An 18,422-nucleotide genomic window follows, 5' to 3' on the forward strand; every position below is an offset into this window, starting at 1 on the left:
CCTCTTTAATAAAGAGGGGTTAGGGGAGATTGAATTAAACCACCAAATTGACTAATTTATTTGGCACCACAATTTCTTTCTTGGTTGGACCGGTTAAGAATTGTTGTACTTCAGGCAATGCTTTGGCTTGAGCCAAAATATCTTCTTTAGACAGATCAACAGACACTTCCAGCTTGCCACGAAGTTTACCATTGACCTGTACCACAATGGTTTGCGTGTTGCGGGTTAGCGCAGACTCATCCACAACAGGGAATAGGGTTTCAGTTAACTCAATACCGAACTGAGCCAATAAGGTCTGACTTAAATGTGGTGCAAATGGTGCAAGCAAAGTGAGCAAGCTAATAATGGCATCACGTTCAACCGCAACGTCATTATCATCGTTGGCTTCAAATTTATTGCAGGCATTCAATAATTCCATTTGCGCGGCAATGGCCGTATTGAAAGCATGACGACGTTCAATGTCATCACCCACTTTTTGAATGGTTTCGTGGGTTTTACGACGTAAATCTTGTGCCGCTGATGACAAATTCGCAGCATCAATTGCAGCGGCATGGTTGTCTTTTTCCAAGAAACCTGTGGTTAAACGCCATACACGTTTTAAGAAACGGTTTGCACCTTCCACACCGGCATCAGACCATTCAAGCGATTGATCGGGTGGGGCCGCAAACATCATAAATACACGTGCAGTATCTGCGCCGTATTGATCAATAATCGATTGCGGGTCGATGCCATTATTTTTCGATTTCGACATTTTTTCTTGACCGCCAACCACAACGTCTTGACCATCACCTGTGTATTTGGCAGAAAGAACACGACCTTTTTCGTCTTTTTCTAATTCAATATCCGCAGGATTAAACCACGTTTTCTTACCTGATTCGGCTTCACGGTAGAAGGTATCAGCTAAAACCATACCTTGAGTCAGCAAGTTGGCGAAAGGTTCATTGCCTTCAACGACGCCTTCATCACGCATCAATTTATGGAAGAAACGGGCATACAATAAATGCAAGATTGCATGTTCTACACCACCAATATATTGGTTGACGGGTAGCCATGATTTTGCAGCTTCAGGTTTAACTAAACCACCGGTGAAATCTGGAGATGCATAACGAGCATAATACCAAGATGATTCTACGAACGTATCTAAAGTATCGGTTTCACGGCGTGCATCTGCACCACAACATGGACATTGGGTTTCATAAAATTCAGGCATTTTATTGAGTGGGTTGCCTGAACCATCTGGCACCACATCAGTCGGTAAAATTACTGGAAGTTGTTCTTCTGGTACAGGTACTTGACCACAAGTTTCACAGTTGATCATTGGAATTGGACAACCCCAATAACGCTGACGCGAAACACCCCAGTCACGTAGACGGAACTGAACTTTCGTATTTGCCAGTTGTTGTGGTTCTAATTTTGTAATAAACGCATCAAATGCAGCTTGGAAATCTAAACCATCAAATTCGCCAGAATTAACCAGTTTGCCTTCTTTCGAGCCATACCATTCCTGCCACTCAGTTGCAGAAAATTCAGCATCGTCTGCACCTTTGGCATCAATCACTTGCTGAATGGTTAAACCATATTTGTTGGCAAATTCAAAATCACGTTCGTCGTGTGCTGGAACTGCCATCACTGCACCTGAACCGTATGACATCAATACATAGTTCGCAATCCACACTGGAACCGCTTCACCCGTTACAGGATGCTTCACAGACAAACCAGTGGCCATGCCTTTTTTCTCGGCAGTGGCAAGATCCGCTTCAGCCACAGAACCCATACGGCATTCTTCAATAAATGCTTTAAGTTCAGCATTATTTTCCGCAGCTTTCAGCGCCATTGGATGTTCTGCTGCAACAGCAACATAAGTCACACCCATTAAGGTGTCAGCACGTGTTGTAAATACTGTTAAGCCATCTGCATATACGTCAGGATTTGCAGAAGGGAAGGTAATATCCATCCCTTGTGAACGACCAATCCAGTTGCGTTGCATGGTCAAGACTTGCTGTGGCCAACCGTCTTTTAATGTGTCTAAATCGTCTAATAATTCTTGTGCATAGTCGGTGATGCGGAAGTAGTACATTGGAATATCACGTTTTTCAACCAATGCACCTGAGCGCCAGCCACGACCATTTTCAACTTGTTCATTGGCCAGTACCGTCTGATCCACAGGATCCCAGTTTACTGTTGAAAGTTTACGGTAAATAAGGCCTTTTTTATAAAGTTGCACGAACAACCACTGTTCCCAGCGGTAGTACTCAGGGGTACACGTTGCAAATTCACGATCCCAATCGACTGATAGACCTAATTTTTTTAATTGGTCACGCATATATGCGATGTTTTCAAAGGTCCATTTCGCAGGTGCAACTTGGTGTGCAATCGCAGCGTTTTCAGCAGGTAAACCAAAAGCATCCCAACCCATAGGTTGCAGGACAGTTTCCCCTTTGAGACGGTGGAAACGGCTGATGACATCACCAATAGTGTAGTTACGCACATGACCCATATGCAGTTTGCCACTTGGATAAGGGAACATCGAGAGGATATAACGACGTGGACCTTCTACAGAGTCGGCAACTTTAAAGGCTTTACGAGCTTCCCAGTCTTGTTGGACGGTAGGTTCAATCGCGCTCGCTTGATATTCAGGGTCAATGTGAGTAGTCATATACGTATGTAGAACAATGGTTAAAAAGTTTGTTGCACAGCATAGCGCAAAATGCACCTAAAAGTGAATTTTGCGCTATGTTTTGTGCAGGAAATTAAACAAGCTGAAAATAAATCTGGAACCGTACGGAATGATTAAACCGCAGGGCGGACTTGTTGGCCTTGTTGAAGTGCTTCATTCGCTTCACGTCGTTGATTTTCTAAATCAACCGCTGGTGCTGGGGCAGCACTTGGTACAGCATTGGGGGGAGCTGGTACGGTATTTGGCATATTGGCAGGTGGAGGTGCTTCCGGTGAAGCAGCTGGTGGCGAATTTTTCCAACCATAGGTATCGACTTTGCCTTTTTTCTTTGCTGTTTTGGGTGGAGGTGTCGTGGTGTAATGTGTCGAGCCTTGGCTATCAACCCACTTATAATACGTCTTGGCAAAGCTTTGTGTACTGCCCATTGCAAGCGCCATCCCCACCAAACATACTGCCATTTTTGCAAACTGAATACTCATCTACCATTGTCCTTTTTATATCCGTAATCATTAGATTTTATCGGGTTTATCGTTGTCGTTATTTTATGCCAATTTTAGAGCAATAAGCAGTGTTTGATGTGTTTTTCATCTGAGTTTTTTGAAATATTTTGCAGGTCAAATCCTCAGTCTAACGCGTGAAATATGTGTTATGACAAAGTATCAAAATAAGAAAGTTGTGTTAAAACCTGATGAGCAAATGCTGATCTATATTTAAAACTGAAAAAATCTGAGATAGATGTTGGATGTAAATTGGGGGGAATATCTTATTAAACTTATTTATGGGTTTTATTATGTTTTTTTATTAATAAATTCAGTCAAATAGAAATCTATTTGTTTTTGCACTAAAAAACCAAGAAAAAGCGGTTCAGTTTTCTTTGTTCGCGATGAATAAAAAACAAACGCTCTGTAAATAAACAAAAAAAGCTAATTTTTAAACTTGACTTTAGTCACGAAACTCCTAAAAATGCTGTCTTTAGTTTTATATGCCTTTACTCGATCACCCTTCGATAAAGTGTCATTTCATGCAATGGACACGCTTTCTAGCCGAGACCGTGAACAAAGTAAAAAAATGTGTTTATCCCAACACGTTTTAGATCTCATATTGCTCAAACAGCATACAGATCAGAATTTTTTCCTATTGCTATGAAAACTAAGAAATATGTGTGCTATAACAGTGCAGACAATCAATGAATGAAACACTGCTGGTGCCTTCCACCATTGCAGTGATAAAGATTAGGGTGAATCACGTTGGAACTTTTATCTGGTGGTGAAATGCTCGTTCGCGCATTGGCGGACGAAGGCGTTGAACATGTATTTGGATACCCAGGCGGCGCAGTTTTACATATCTACGACGCGTTCTTTCAACAAGACAAAATCAATCATTACCTCGTGCGCCATGAACAAGCTGCTGGTCATATGGCAGATGCTTACTCACGCGTAACAGGTAAGACGGGTGTGGTTCTCGTGACTTCAGGTCCGGGTGCAACCAATACTGTGACTCCAATTGCAACGGCTTATATGGACTCAATCCCAATGGTGATTTTGTCCGGTCAGGTTGCGTCACATTTAATTGGTGAAGATGCATTCCAAGAAACAGATATGGTCGGTATTTCTCGTCCGATCGTAAAACATAGTTTCCAAGTGCGCCATGCCAGCGAAATTCCTTCGATTATTAAGAAGGCATTTTATATTGCAGCTTCAGGTCGTCCAGGTCCAGTTGTGGTCGATATTCCAAAAGATGCAACCAATCCTGCTGAGAAATTTGCTTACGAATACCCAGAAAAAGTGAAGATGCGTTCGTATCAACCGCCGCATCGTGGTCACTCAGGTCAAATTCGTAAAGCGATTGAAGAGCTGATTCACGCTAAACGTCCTGTGATTTATACTGGCGGTGGCGTGGTTCAAGGTAATGCTTCTGCTCAGTTAACTGAACTGGCACATATTTTGGGCTTCCCAGTCACCAATACCTTGATGGGGCTTGGTGCCTTTCCTGGCAATGATCCGCAGTTTATTGGCATGTTGGGTATGCATGGTACCTATGAAGCCAATATGACTATGCACAATGCTGATGTTATTTTGTGTATCGGTGCGCGTTTCGATGACCGTGTAACCAATAATCCAGCAAAATTCTGTCCAAATGCCAAAGTGATTCATATTGATATCGACCCTGCGACGATTTCAAAAACCATCATGGCGCATATCCCGATCGTGGGTGCGGTAGAACCTGTCCTTCAAGAAATGTTGACACAGTTGAAACAAATGAATGTGTCTAAACCAAATCCTGAAGACATGGCTGCTTGGTGGGCGCAAATCAATGAATGGCGTAAAGTTCATGGCATGCGTTATGAGTCAGGTGCAAATGGGGTAATGAAACCACAACAAGTGGTGGAAGCGTTGGATAAAATCACCAATGGTGATGCGATCATTACTTCTGACGTAGGTCAGCATCAAATGTTTGGTGCGAACTATTATAAGTATAAACGTCCACGCCAATGGATTAACTCAGGTGGCCTAGGTACCATGGGTGTTGGTTTACCCTATGCGATGGCGGCGAAATTGGCTTTCCCTGACCAACAAGTAGTGTGTATCACAGGTGAAGCATCGATTCAGATGTGTATCCAAGAGCTTTCGACGTGTAAGCAATATGGTCTAAACGTAAAAATCCTCTGCTTGAATAACCAAGCTTTAGGGATGGTGAAGCAGTGGCAAGATATGAACTATGAAGGACGTCACTCAAGTTCTTATATCGATTCATTGCCTGACTTCCCTAAATTAATGGAAGCATATGGTCATGTTGGCATCCAAATTGACCATGCGGATGAGCTAGAGTCGAAGCTTGCTGAAGCAATGGCGATCAATGATAAATGTGTATTTATTAATGTGATGGTTGACCGTACAGAGCATGTTTATCCAATGCTTATCGCAGGTCAGTCAATGCAAGATATGTGGTTAGGTAAAGGGGAGCGCACGTCATGAGACACATTATCTCTGTACTTGTAGAAAACGAAGCTGGTGCGCTTTCTCGTTTGGTGGGTTTATTCTCTCAACGTGGTTATAACATTGAGACCTTAAACGTTGCGCCAACTGAAGATCCGACCTTATCTCGTTTGACGTTAACGACTTATGGCGATGACCATAAAATTGAACAAATCACCAAACAGCTCAACAAATTGGTTGAAGTGGTGAAAGTGGTTGATTTGTCTGAAGGTGCGCACATTGAGCGTGAGTTGATGTTGATTAAAGTCAAATCACTTGGCTCGGCACGTGCTGAAATCAAACGAACTGCGGACATTTTCCGTGCGCAAATTGTTGATGTCACCCCAACGACTTACACCATTCAAATCGCGGGTACGACTGAAAAAATTGATGGTTTTATTGATGCACTCGCAGAAAACACTATCCTAGAAGTTGTACGCTCAGGTGTTTCAGGCATCGCGCGTGGCGAAAAAGTTTTAACCATTTAATTCATTAACACGATTCAACCTCCTTTTGAGTAAGAGGGGGATTTCATCAAACAATAAATCCCTTGATGGAATTACAGAATACCAAGCATTTTAGCGGAGACAGCAATGCAAATTTTTTACGATAAAGACTGCGACTTATCTATCATCCAATCTAAGAAAGTAGCGATCATTGGTTACGGTTCACAAGGCCACGCACACGCGCTTAACCTTAAAGATTCTGGTGTAGACGTAACTGTAGGTTTACGCGCTGGTTCTACTTCTTGGAAAAAAGCTGAAAATTCAGGTCTTAAAGTTGCTGAAGTTCCTGCTGCTGTAGCACAAGCTGACGTAGTCATGATCTTGACTCCAGATGAATTTCAATCACAACTTTACCGTGACGTGATTGAGCCAAACATCAAAGAAGGCGCGACTTTAGCATTTGCTCATGGTTTCTCTGTTCTTTACAACCAAGTAGTTCCACGTGCTGATCTTGACGTAATCATGGTTGCACCAAAAGCACCAGGCCATACTGTACGTTCTGAATACCAACGTGGTTCAGGCGTTCCTGACTTAATCGCGATTCATCAAGATGCGTCTGGTAATGCACGTAACCTAGCACTTTCTTATGCTTCAGGCGTAGGTGGTGGTCGTACAGGTATTATCGAGACTTCTTTCCGTGAAGAAACTGAAACTGACTTATTTGGTGAGCAAGCAGTTCTTTGTGGTGGTGCGGTAGAACTTGTGAAAATGGGCTTCGAAACTTTGGTAGAAGCAGGTTATGCACCTGAAATGGCTTACTTCGAATGCTTACACGAACTTAAGTTAATCGTTGACTTGATGTTTGAAGGTGGTATCGCGGACATGAACTATTCAGTGTCAAACAACGCTGAATATGGTGAGTACGTAACTGGCGTTGAAGTAATCAACGAACAGTCTCGTGAAGCGATGCGCAATGCACTTAAACGTATTCAATCTGGTGAATACGCGAAGATGTTTATTAACGAAGGTGCGTTGAACTACCCATCAATGACTGCGCGTCGTCGTCAAAACGCAGCGCATGGTATTGAGGTAACAGGTAATAAACTTCGTGCAATGATGCCGTGGATTCAAGCGAACAAAATCGTTGATAAAGAGAAGAATTAATTTCTCGAATCAATTGATTTGAATGCGAAAACCCACTCTATTTGAGTGGGTTTTTTCTATTTTTATTGTTACGTGCCTCAAAAAGATGAAAGCAGTGCTTTCATCTTTTTCGTACTTTGGATTCAAGCAAACAAGATTGTAGATAAAGAAAAGAACTAAGGTTACGTTACGTGCCTTTAAAAAAGGGAAAGCAATGCTTTCCCTTTTTTTTCGTACCTTAGATTTAAGCAAACAAAATTGTAGATAAAGAAAAGAACTAAGTTTCTGATCTAGCTGATTTTAAGTACTAAAACCCTGCCTCGGCAGGGTTTTTTATTGATCTACTATTATATTTTATGTAGGGCAAAGCTATTAATTAAAAAGATGTGAGTATAAATAGGGCCATGATATGGCTATAGGTACACAGCTATAAGTTGATCTTACCCGTGTTCAAAATCGTTATATGGAGTCAACGAGAATTCCATTTCAGTGCTAGATATATGGGCAGCATATATTGTCAAAAAACTATTGGATTAATAACGTATCCATGGGCTTTATTGCAATAAATGAAACTCTCAAAAAAGTGTACCTATCATTACGTTTGGGTTTTTAGTGTGAGTTTTTGATTTCTAAAATAGTAGGTCATGTAAATTTAAGGCTTGATTATGTGATTTTAGTCATATTGTTCAATCACTGAAATTGGGTAAATAGCATGTGAATAAACTTTGAATTTTAGCGAGATGATCGACCTAAATTGAATAATTAGTAGAAATGTAAAGTAAAAAAAAGATGGAAAATGGATTTTTTAGCGGGTTAAGAAATTATTCACCCAAATATGTAATTAAATGTAAATTTGAAATATTGAAAATTTCTAAGATAAAACAGAGATCTATTTAAAATATAAAAAAGCACTAAAATTGTGCATCACTGAAAGTAGTGTAACTATTTTTAGGGATTTACAAAGTTAATGAGTAAATAAAATATAAATAAAAACATTATTTTAATTTTACTTTTTTGAGGTTTTAAAGTTGGGTCTCTATTTGAGTGAAAAAGGCTGCATAGATGGTTTTTTATACAGAACAACTAGAATAAAAACACACTTAAGAAAAGCTTGGTAGCCAAACAAGGTCCAGTTTAATTAAGGGTAACCATAACAATTGATCAGGTTTTAAAAGAAAAATCTCGGAGAGTAGCTATGAATAAATTACTACAAGCATCGCTAGTTGCAACACTATTAGGTGCAGGTTCTACAGCCCTTTATGCAGAGGATGATACAGCATCACGCCCTAGTTATAACTGGGGGAACTGTACTTCTCTAGGTTGTGAAAAAGATATTCCTATTAAATTAGAAATCCCTAAAAAATGTGAAGTGCTTGGCGGTAGTGCCATTACGTTAAGTAAAGATGGTGGTCCAAAAACTTCAAGCTATACTGTGCGTAGTAATACCCACTATACGCTTAACATTCAAACAGCGAATGCTGGAACTTCAAATACTACTTTTGTGAAGCACGAAGATGATGCTAACGTTAAAGTTCCAACAACAATTACTACGGCTAAAGCAGGCGGCGGCAGTGTTGGTTGGGGTAATTCAAACCATGCAGGATTAGCGGATGATATCTACACAGTGACAGTGAATAACTCTGCAGTCAGTGCCTTCCAACGTGCGGGTACATACAACGATACTTATAAAATTAAAGTTTACTACTAATTTAGTTAAACTAAGCCTAACTTGATTACAGTATCAGGTTAGGTTTTTTAAAATTATAATAAGGGGTGTAATATGAAAAGAATAATATCAATTTTGGTGTCTTCGATGCTGTATATGTCGGGAACACATGCTGGTGTTTCAGTTGACCCAGTTCAAATGTATATTCAAAATCCCGCAAAGCAAAGAACAACAACATTAACCCTAGAATCTAAAGATGAGACAGAAAAGAGAATTTTTGAAGTAAAAGCATTTAAGTGGACGCAAAAAGAAAATGGCGAAAACGTACTGGAGCCTGATAACTCCTTAATTATTAATCCTAAAAACTTTATTTTGCAGCCGAATGGTAAACAGACTATTCGTGTGGGCTTTAACCGTCCCATTGAGTCTATTTTAAGTGGACAGCAAGAAGGTACATGGCGTGTGATTGTTGATGAAATTCCACAGGCTGTAAAAGAATCTTCAGTAAATTTTCTGGTTAGCTTTAATTTACCCCTCTTTGTTGGTAAGCAGGAAGATATTAAACTAAATTTCAACGTTGAAAATAATAAGCTGATTGTTAAAAATAATGCAAAATCGCATATTCAAATCGCAAATTTGAAAATTGTAGATGCAAATAAAAAAGAAGTTTTTAAAACGGAAACCATGAATTATTTGCTTGCAAATAAAAGCGCGTCCTATGATTTAAACAAAATACGAATATCAAATCCTAAAAATTATTATGTTCAATTGTTTACTGATAAGAACGATAAAATGGTGGAGCTCAAATTCTCGGATTAGTTTGAGGTGGGGAGTTTACGATGAATACGAAAATAAGAATACTTATCGCTATTCATATTTTTTTTGCACTAAATGTGAATGCCAGTGAGGGTATGCTGGAAGAAAATATTGCGAATCTTTGGATTAATGATCTAGATCATCATACAGATGTCGCCTTATTAAAAGAAGGCGATCAATACTATATTGAATGTAATATACTGGCAGAACGTCAAATTACAACGAGCCAATTAAAAACGCTCTCCTCTCGGCCAGAGTTTTGTTCAGTGTCATCAGGAGTAATTCAGTCAACTTTTGATGATTCATCGCAATCCATTAAGCTCACGATTCCAACAGAACTTTTTGAAACGGACTTTAATGCATTAAACAATAGCATCATTCCTGAAAAGGCCAGTTTTGGCGGTTTCATAAATTATGATTTTCTTTATGCAACTAGTAATTCTAATAACTCTTATAGTGGACTGATGGAGTTAGGGGTTTTCAAAGATTATTGGATCATGAAAAACTCGATGTTGTATCAGAATACCCCCACAGATGAGCGAGTGGTTCGCTTAAGTAGTAGTGTCGATTTTGAATTTCCTAAACACATGACCCGCTTAACGGTAGGGGATACTACAACTACATATAACCCTTTGATTAATTCTTTACGTTTTGCAGGTTTAAATTGGGGGACGAATTACACTGAAAGACCGAATTTTGTGTACTGGAATATGCCAAGTTTACAAGGGAGTGCGCGCGTTCCTTCTACTGTTGATTTATATATAAATGGCGTAAATATTTATAATCAGAAGGTGAGCCCTGGTGATTATAACTTACTAATGGGGGCACAAATCCAACAAGCTGGTAATGCGCAAATTGTAGTTGAGGATGTACTCGGGAATCGAAGTGTACAAAGCTTTCCTATTATGGTGACCAATAGACTATTACGATCTGGTTTGAATGAATATAGTGTTGCAGCAGGTAAACTTCGTTATAACTATAATGTGGATAGCAGTGATTATAGGGACTTCTTTGTGAATACTTATTTTCGCAGAGGTATGTCAAACTCAACTACGTTAGGAAGCAATTTATCTTACAGTAAAGATATACAAAATATAGGGTTCATGTGGACACAAGCGATTAGTAATATTTTTGTTCTCGATAGTGTTGTTCTTGCTTCTCATGATGATGAAAACCAATTTAATTATTCCTATGGGTTATCCGCAAGTAAAGACTTTGGTCGATTTTCAATGGGGGCGAGTTCAAAATATACAGAAAAAGATTTTAAATTTTTAGGAGATGAGTTAGGTGCCAATTCTAACTATCCGAAGTTTGAAAATCTTGCATATTTTGGTATGAGTAATGTGCCCTATTTGCATAATCTAAATATTAACTATGCAGAACAAAAATATTATGAAAATCCTGAGTTTCCTAATAGTAACCAAAAGGTAATAAATGTTGGGTTTAATCGGAATTTTGGTCGTCGAATTTCATTTGGTTTGAGTTATTTCAACTCTTTTGGTGACAGGAAAGGCTCAGGCGGCATTTTCTCACTTAGCTACAGTTTTGATAATAAGTCCGTTTACTTTAGTCAATCAGCTGACCAAAATACAAACCTCCAGTTAGTGAAATATGACTCCAATCAAGTCGGTTTTGATTATTCTCTTGGCGTAAACCGTCGTAGTGAAGACACGATGTTTAACTTTAATGGTGTTGTTAAAACAGATGTAGGAGATTTAGATTTCTATCATGTGCAAGGTCGTGAAGATCGTGAATCACAGTTAAATTATCGAGGAGCAGTTGTTTGGTTGGGTAATAAAATCAGTTTTACTAAAATGGTTGATAATGCATTTACTCTAGTCAAAGTAGGGGATTACCAAGATATTGATATTTTAAGATCGCTGACCTATGTTGATAAAACTAATAAAAAGGGGTATGCCTTTATTCATGATGTTATTCCTTATGTTAAATACGACATTGCATTTGATCAAAATCAACTACCTATCGAAGATAAAATACAGTATTCAAGCAAACAATTAACAGCTTTAAATCAACGCGGCTATATAATCAATTTCCCAGTATTCCATGCGAAACAAGTCACTGTTAAGCCAGTAGACAGTAACAATCGGTCTTTTGCTGCTGGTTCAGAGCTTTATATTGATAATAATGGTGAAGGAGAGGTTTATCCGATTTCTACCGATGGTAGCGTAACGCTTTATGGTTTGATTCCGGGAACATATAAGATACAAATTAAAACTAAAGAAGCACGCAGTTGTTCGGCAGAACTTACAATTACAGATACTAAGAATGATGACAACTCATCAGTACTGGATCTTCAGTGTAAATAAATGGAGTAGAGCCATGAAACTGAACATTATTATACTGCTGTTTTGTGTGGCGGCTACCCCAATAGCTTATGCAAAACAGTGTCAAATTGAGCGTTTAACTTCAAGCCAGTTGAATCTAAGTTCATCGTATCTTAGTCAAGCTGCAACTTCTTTCTCAGTGGCTTGTGATAGTAATTACGCGATCAAATTCAATTCGCGTAATTTAACTAATGCAACAGGGAGTAGTTATTTAGTCAATGAGAAAAACTATAAATTGAGAACTCAAATGAATATTTCAGGAGCAAGTGCATCACGTTGGAATAGCCCTATTGCTCAACCAGCAACTGAGCAAAATAAGTTTGTAGTCTTGGTGCAATTGATGGAACGCCCAACTGCCTTAACCCCAGCAGGTGTGTATAAGGATAGCTTGTATATTAATTTGATGTTTTAAATTTTAGGCATTTAAACTATTAATATGTAAAAAGATACCTACTAATCATAGGTGTCTTTTTATTTTATTGTATTCATTATCATAAAACTGTCAAAAAGTTTAACTAAACTTGGAGGAAAATAAGAAAAGTTTGGAATAACATGATCGGTTCAATGACAACAAAATTATTCAAACAGCACAATTTCCCAGAACCTCAGCGGTTTTACCTCAAACAACAACATCGGCATGATCTTCAGCAAGAACTCTCTATCCTTGAAGAAACACTCAAGCCTAAGTTAAAAATAACCATCGTGACGGAAACATGGTCACCAGAAATCAATGGTGTTGCGAACTCTTTATTACAACTGTGTAAAGGTTTGCAGAAACTGGGGCATCGTATTCAGCTCATCCGCCCAATACAAAAAACCATATGTACCGACTTTCAGGCAGAGCAGGAGTGTTTGGTCTGGGCAAAGAGCATTCCTAAATATGCTGACATGCAATTTGGTATGCCTCAGTATGTTAAAGTCAGCAAAGCGATTGAGCGCTTCGCACCAGATGTGGTCCATATTGTGACGGAAGGTCCTCTAGGTCTGACTGCACTGTATGCAGCTCAAGCACACCAAATTCCAGTATCTAGTGGCTTTCATTCAACTTTTCATGATTTTAGCCGTTTTTTTGATTTGGCTTTGCTGGTCAAACCAATTGAAAGCTATCTTCGCTGGTTTCATAACCATACGGTACTCACCTGTGTGCCGAGTCAAACGACGTTAAATCAACTCCAGGCCTTTGGAGTGACTTGTCCTTTGGTTGAGGTTGGCCGAGGGGTGGATACAACTCGCTTCAATCCAGAGCATCGCTCAGAACAATTGCGTCAGCGTTGGCAAGCAGATGCCAATACTTCTGTGTTGTTATATGTGGGACGTTTATCTCCAGAAAAAGAAGTCGATGTGCTCATTGAAAGCTATTTAAATATCAAGAAGCAGCAATCGCGCAAGTTGAAAATGGTGATTGTGGGAGATGGCCCGGATCGTAAGCGCTTAACTGATATGGCAAATGGCTCAGATGTTATTTTTACAGGAAGCTTAACAGGGCAGTCACTCGCTCAAGCCTACGCCAGTGCAGATGCTTTTGTTTTTGCCAGTCAAATAGAGACTTTTGGTAATGTGGTACTCGAAGCCATGGCCAGTGGCTTACCTGTGGTGGCCTATAACTATGCCAGTCCGCAGCGTTATATCAAGCAAGGTATAACAGGGTGGTTGAGTCCTTTTGGACAAGTGGCACACTTTATGCAGACTATTATTCAACTGCCAGAGCAAAAGGTGCTTAGATGTATGGGAACTCAAGCACGCCAAGATATTGAAAGTGTAGGCTGGCAGTATCCTGTGAAACAGTTTGAGCAAGCCTTATATCATGTGGCCAATATTAAGGCAGCACTTTAGCCAATAGCTGTTTTAAAAGTGTCAGTGATAAAGACGAGTTGGGTAATTTTGATGGGTTTTAACTTAAATCATCAAACTGTCAAAAACACCCTTTATTATGAGCTTAACGAGAAGCGATTTTGATGAATTAAATCGTCATAGAACAATGATTTTCCAGCTGAACTTTCAACATTGTTGTTAAGGAGAAGTGGTATGAATCTTAAAACTGCAAAAATAAGAATATTAGATTTAGATTTAAAAGGCTGTGTCTATCTCAATCATTTTTCCCATTCGCATGTTGTAGCCAATTTTTTTAAGCGGATCAGTCGATTGGGAGATGGCATCTTTTGGTACATCATGTTGGCCTTAACTTGGTTGTTGCAAGGATTGGTCTACAGTTTACAAATCGTGTATTTGATTCTTGGTTCATTGTGTGGGACTTTAATTTATAAAGTTTTAAAAATCAAAACTATTCGCCCAAGACCCTATCAAGTACATCAGGTGATTCGAATGGGTGAGCGACCGCTTGACCATTTTAGTTTTCCTTCAGGTCATACTCTACATGCAGTGATGGTCAGTACGTTATTGGGCTTTGTACAGCCAATTTTATTGGTGCTCATGTTGCCTTTTACTGTTTTGGTTGCCGCGTCACGCATGATTTTAGGGCTACATTATCCAAGTGATGTGTTGGTGGGAGCGGCTATAGGTGCTGTGGTAGCTGTTACTTTAATTTGTAGTGCACCATTTTTAAATATCGTGTTGTAAAAAAGCCCAATTTTATCTCAAACAAACTAGCGCTTAAATTTCAGAGTTTGCTACAGTACAGGATCTTCTACATTGTGATGAGACTCCACCATGGGCTTACGTTGGTCAGACACTATTGATATTGCTATTGAGTTGTATGAAGCTCATCCAGATGTCGATCCGCAGTGGATTCGCTTTACAGACTTACATGCGTGGGTGTGTGCCTTACCAGACTTTAGTGATGATCCGACCAAGTCGACTGAAGGTTTGCTTGAAGCAATTCAAATGGCATGGATTGACGAAGCACGATAATCCTTGCATCGAAAAAAGCAACTTTTTACAGAGTAAAAGCAGAAAATTGTGCATTATGTCGGTATAATGCGCCAAAATTTTCATGTCTACATTGACTTAAGGAGCCAATCATGGCTATTGAACGTACTTTATCTATCGTAAAACCAGACGCAGTTGCTAAAAACCACATCGGTGACATTTTTGCTCGTTTTGAAAAAGCTGGTCTTCAAATCGTTGCAACTAAAATGAAACACTTGACTCAAACTGAAGCTGAAGGTTTCTACGCAGAGCACAAAGAACGTGGTTTCTTTGCTGACCTAGTTGCGTTCATGACTTCTGGTCCAGTTGTTGTTTCAGTTCTTGAAGGCGAAAACGCAGTTCTTGCTCACCGCGAAATTCTTGGCGCAACTAACCCTAAAGAAGCTGCTCCAGGCACTATCCGCGCTGACTTCGCTGTAAGCATCGACGAAAATGCTGCTCACGGTTCTGACTCTGTAGCATCTGCTGATCGTGAAGTTAACTACTTCTTCGCTCAAACTGAGATTGCTCCACGTACTCGTTAATTCGAAGTATTCAAACCAGATAAGTGTTATTATACTTATCTGGTTTTTTTATTCCCTGAATAAATTTCTGCTCGTTTATTGAGCTTCTCCTTTCATCGTTAGACATGGTTTAGGTAATACACATGAGTACTGAAGTGGTCGCTGTCTCTACAGTTTCGGCTGAACAGCAACAATCTCCATCCGCTCCTGCACAGCAAAACTCTGTTGCGAAAGTGAACTTACTTGGCATGTCACGTCCGCAGCTTGAAAAATTCTTCGAAGATATGGGAGAAAAAAAGTTTCGTGCAGGACAGGTGATGAAATGGATTCACCAGTTTTTTGTGACTGATTTTGCTGAGATGACCAATATCTCAGGTAAATTGCGTGAAAAACTTGAAAAGCTCTGTGAAATTAAAGCGCCAGAAGTGGTGCATAAAAACTATTCTAAAGATGGTACGCGTAAGTGGGTCTTTCGTGTCGGTGAGGGCGAAGGTTCTTTGGTTGAAACCGTATTGATTCCTGCTGAACATCGCAGTGGTTTACGCCGTACTTTATGTATTTCATCTCAAGTAGGCTGTGCACTGGATTGTTCATTCTGTTCAACCGGTAAACAAGGCTTTCAGCGCGACTTAAACCCAGATGAGATTATTGGTCAGTTATGGGTCGCAAACTATTCTTATATGGAAGATGTGCCTGTAGCTGAGCGTGAGCGCTCGGTGACCAACGTCGTAATGATGGGGATGGGCGAGCCATTACTGAACTATGATGCCGTATTGAGCTCAATGCGTATTATGCTAGACGATTTTGCTTATGGTATGTCTAAGCGCCGTGTGACCTTGTCAACTTCAGGTGTAGTGCCGAAAATTGATCAATTGGCACAAGATATTGATGTTGCATTGGCAATCTCCCTACACGCACCAAATGACGAACTGCGAAATGAATTGGTTCCAATCAATAAAAAATATCCATTGGCACAGCTGATTGCAGCATGTCAGCGTTATATCGCTAAAGACGGTAATGAAAGTGCGCGTAAGCATGTCACGATTGAATATGTGATGTTGGATGGGGTGAATGATCATCCTGAGCATGCACAGCAGATGATTAAACTGTTGAAGAATTTACCAAGTAAAATTAATTTAATTCCGTTTAATCCATTTCCACATGCGCCTTATGGTCGTTCAAGTCGCAACCGCATTATTTCTTTCCAAAAAACTTTGTCTGACGCCGGATTTGTGTGTACGATTCGTCAAACGCGTGGTGATGATATTGATGCTGCCTGCGGACAATTGGTCGGTCAAGTGGCCGATCGAACACGTCGTGCTGAGCAGTGGAAAAAGAAAGTAGCAGAGAAAAACGAGATTCTACGTTCACAAGGATAATATAAGGGGATGCCAATTGAAAAAACCCGTTTCTAAACTTTGCCTTGCGCTGACACTGGGTGTGTCAGTGTGGTACTTGGTGGGTTGCCAAACCGTGAATACGAAAGGTGATCCAAGTAAAGCGGTACAAGTTAGAACGCAGTTGGCGGCTGAATATATTAAGTCGAATGATTACGATGCTGCGAAACGTACATTGGATCAAGCATTAGACATCGACTCTCGTGATGCATCTGCAAATATGATGATGGGCGTGTTGTTACAGCGTGAAGGCAGTCCACAAAATGTGGAAAAGGCAGAGCGTTATTTTAAGCATGCAATTGCGGCTGAGCCAAAAAATGCACAGGCTCGTAACAACTACGGTACGTATTTATATCAAATTGGGCGTTATAATGACGCGATTGATCAACTTCAAGTTGCAGGTTCAACTTTAGGGTATGATCAACGTTATCGAGCATTGGAAAATTTAGGTCGTGCGTATCTACAAGTAGGTCGAGTGGCGGAAGCAGAAGCTGCTTTTAAACAAGCCCTACAGGTAAACTCAGGTGCCTATCTTGCCATGATCGAAATGGCGGAAATTTCATATTTACGTCAGCAAAATGCTGAAGCTACGCAGTACTATGAACAGTTTGTGCGAGCGGTTGGCGAGAAAAACTTAGATGCACGTGCGCTTTGGATTGGGATCCGAATTGCGCGAGCAAATCATGACACGATGGGTTCGCAAGTACTGGTCAACCAGCTACGTGCATTGTATCCAGACAGTCAAGAATACAAACGTTATTTGCAATTACAGTACACTACTGAGGCCGTATGGAAGTAAATCCTAATTCACCACAATCGAATGGTTCTAGCAATGCTTTAGGAAATATCCAACGTCCGGGTGATTATCTTCGTCAAATTCGTATTACACAAAAACGTGAATTAAGCGACGTTGCCAAAGAGTTGAATATTCCACTCAAGACCTTAACTGCGCTTGAGCAGGACGAATATACAGCGCTTCCAGAAGCAACCTTCATTAAGGGTTACTATCGTACTTATGCGAAGTTCCTAAAAGTGGATGCTACTACGATTATTCAGCGTTTTGATGACATCTATGCCAATGATACGGGGCTATTGCCAAATCACGCATTGAATAATTCACCGATTAAAATCATGGGTAAATTACCCGGTTCTAACCGTGACCGTAACCGTAAATGGTTGAAACGTGGGCTGATTGCAATTGTTGTAATTGCGATTTTGGCAGCGTTGTTCGGTATGATTCAGAATTGGTCAGGCAGTACAGATGAGGCTGCGACTCCGCAGACGGAATCTGATGTACAAATCATCAATATGAATGGGGCTGCTGCAACCACAGGGGATCAGTTGAAACTTGAGTTCAATCGTCCTACTTCTGTACATATTGTTGATTCAACGGGGAAAGTACTGGCAACAGGGCGTCAAGCCTCTACACTTGAGCTTGCGGGTGAGACACCTTTTCAAATTCGTATCGATGATGCCGCTGCTGTGTCACTCAGCTTAAATAATGAAAGTATTTCATTGTCACCATATACCGTCGGTGGAAAAGCAGATTTCCGCTTGTCACGTTAATG

Annotated in this window: 16 protein-coding genes; 14 read left to right on the forward strand and 2 right to left on the reverse strand. The window is 40.1% G+C overall.

Features of this window, described 5'->3' with window-relative positions; genetic code table 11:
- Positions 1 to 34: 34 nt before the first annotated feature.
- Together leuS and AC4MDD_RS02675 are read right to left on the reverse strand one after the other, a co-directional pair.
- Positions 35 to 2,656: a leucine--tRNA ligase gene (gene leuS / locus AC4MDD_RS02670; RefSeq protein ID WP_491882256.1), complete on the reverse strand. Its 2,622-nt coding sequence runs from the start codon at positions 2,654 to 2,656 to the stop codon at positions 35 to 37.
- Positions 2,657 to 2,790: 134 nt separating this feature from the next.
- Positions 2,791 to 3,135 (reverse strand): DUF4124 domain-containing protein, encoded by a 345-nt coding sequence (locus AC4MDD_RS02675; RefSeq protein WP_407079386.1) that lies wholly within the window; start codon positions 3,133 to 3,135, stop codon positions 2,791 to 2,793.
- A 789-nt stretch (positions 3,136 to 3,924) separates the two neighbouring features.
- On the opposite strand from AC4MDD_RS02675, the gene AC4MDD_RS02680 reads away from it, so the two are divergent.
- From AC4MDD_RS02680 to AC4MDD_RS02745, 14 genes are all read left to right on the forward strand, one after another.
- Positions 3,925 to 5,652 (forward strand): acetolactate synthase 3 large subunit, encoded by a 1,728-nt coding sequence (locus AC4MDD_RS02680; RefSeq protein WP_010327538.1) that lies wholly within the window; start codon positions 3,925 to 3,927, stop codon positions 5,650 to 5,652.
- Positions 5,649 to 6,140, forward strand: a complete 492-nt coding sequence (gene ilvN, locus AC4MDD_RS02685) for an acetolactate synthase small subunit (protein WP_004697653.1) — start codon at positions 5,649 to 5,651, stop codon at positions 6,138 to 6,140. The genes AC4MDD_RS02680 and ilvN overlap by 4 nt, the downstream gene beginning before the upstream one ends.
- Positions 6,141 to 6,245: 105 nt before the next feature.
- Positions 6,246 to 7,262 carry a ketol-acid reductoisomerase gene (gene ilvC / locus AC4MDD_RS02690; RefSeq protein WP_078425667.1) on the forward strand — a complete coding sequence of 339 codons (1,017 nt, stop codon included), beginning with the start codon at positions 6,246 to 6,248 and terminating at the stop codon, positions 7,260 to 7,262.
- Between the two features lie 1,174 nt (positions 7,263 to 8,436).
- On the forward strand, positions 8,437 to 8,949 hold the full coding sequence (locus tag AC4MDD_RS02695; protein WP_491882257.1) for a hypothetical protein: 513 nt from the start codon (positions 8,437 to 8,439) through the stop codon (positions 8,947 to 8,949).
- A gap of 72 nt (positions 8,950 to 9,021) precedes the next feature.
- On the forward strand, positions 9,022 to 9,726 hold the full coding sequence (locus AC4MDD_RS02700) for a fimbrial biogenesis chaperone (protein WP_029575114.1): 705 nt from the start codon (positions 9,022 to 9,024) through the stop codon (positions 9,724 to 9,726).
- Between the two features lie 20 nt (positions 9,727 to 9,746).
- Positions 9,747 to 12,050: a fimbria/pilus outer membrane usher protein gene (locus AC4MDD_RS02705; RefSeq protein ID WP_491882258.1), complete on the forward strand. Its 2,304-nt coding sequence runs from the start codon at positions 9,747 to 9,749 to the stop codon at positions 12,048 to 12,050.
- A 13-nt stretch (positions 12,051 to 12,063) separates the two neighbouring features.
- On the forward strand, positions 12,064 to 12,480 hold the full coding sequence (locus AC4MDD_RS02710) for a hypothetical protein (RefSeq protein ID WP_004983505.1): 417 nt from the start codon (positions 12,064 to 12,066) through the stop codon (positions 12,478 to 12,480).
- A 140-nt stretch (positions 12,481 to 12,620) separates the two neighbouring features.
- On the forward strand, positions 12,621 to 13,901 hold the full coding sequence (locus AC4MDD_RS02715; RefSeq protein ID WP_491882259.1) for a glycosyltransferase family 4 protein: 1,281 nt from the start codon (positions 12,621 to 12,623) through the stop codon (positions 13,899 to 13,901).
- Positions 13,902 to 14,093: 192 nt separating this feature from the next.
- A complete protein-coding gene (locus AC4MDD_RS02720; protein ID WP_279745521.1) occupies positions 14,094 to 14,645 on the forward strand; it encodes a phosphatase PAP2 family protein in 552 nt (183 codons plus the stop codon).
- Between the two features lie 90 nt (positions 14,646 to 14,735).
- Positions 14,736 to 14,936, forward strand: a complete 201-nt coding sequence (iscX, locus tag AC4MDD_RS02725; RefSeq protein ID WP_004697668.1) for a Fe-S cluster assembly protein IscX — start codon at positions 14,736 to 14,738, stop codon at positions 14,934 to 14,936.
- 110 nt (positions 14,937 to 15,046) lie between these two features.
- Positions 15,047 to 15,478, forward strand: a complete 432-nt coding sequence (gene ndk, locus AC4MDD_RS02730) for a nucleoside-diphosphate kinase (RefSeq protein WP_004983508.1) — start codon at positions 15,047 to 15,049, stop codon at positions 15,476 to 15,478.
- A 122-nt stretch (positions 15,479 to 15,600) separates the two neighbouring features.
- On the forward strand, positions 15,601 to 16,836 hold the full coding sequence (gene rlmN, locus AC4MDD_RS02735) for a dual-specificity RNA methyltransferase RlmN (protein WP_004697671.1): 1,236 nt from the start codon (positions 15,601 to 15,603) through the stop codon (positions 16,834 to 16,836).
- 16 nt (positions 16,837 to 16,852) lie between these two features.
- A complete protein-coding gene (pilW, locus tag AC4MDD_RS02740; RefSeq protein ID WP_004983514.1) occupies positions 16,853 to 17,653 on the forward strand; it encodes a type IV pilus biogenesis/stability protein PilW in 801 nt (266 codons plus the stop codon).
- Positions 17,644 to 18,420: a helix-turn-helix domain-containing protein gene (locus tag AC4MDD_RS02745; RefSeq protein ID WP_004697676.1), complete on the forward strand. Its 777-nt coding sequence runs from the start codon at positions 17,644 to 17,646 to the stop codon at positions 18,418 to 18,420. Before pilW ends, AC4MDD_RS02745 begins: the two co-directional genes overlap by 10 nt.
- Positions 18,421 to 18,422: the final 2 nt, after the last annotated feature.

The sequence above is a fragment of the Acinetobacter sp. CAU_H_29a_1 genome (assembly GCF_058599505.1).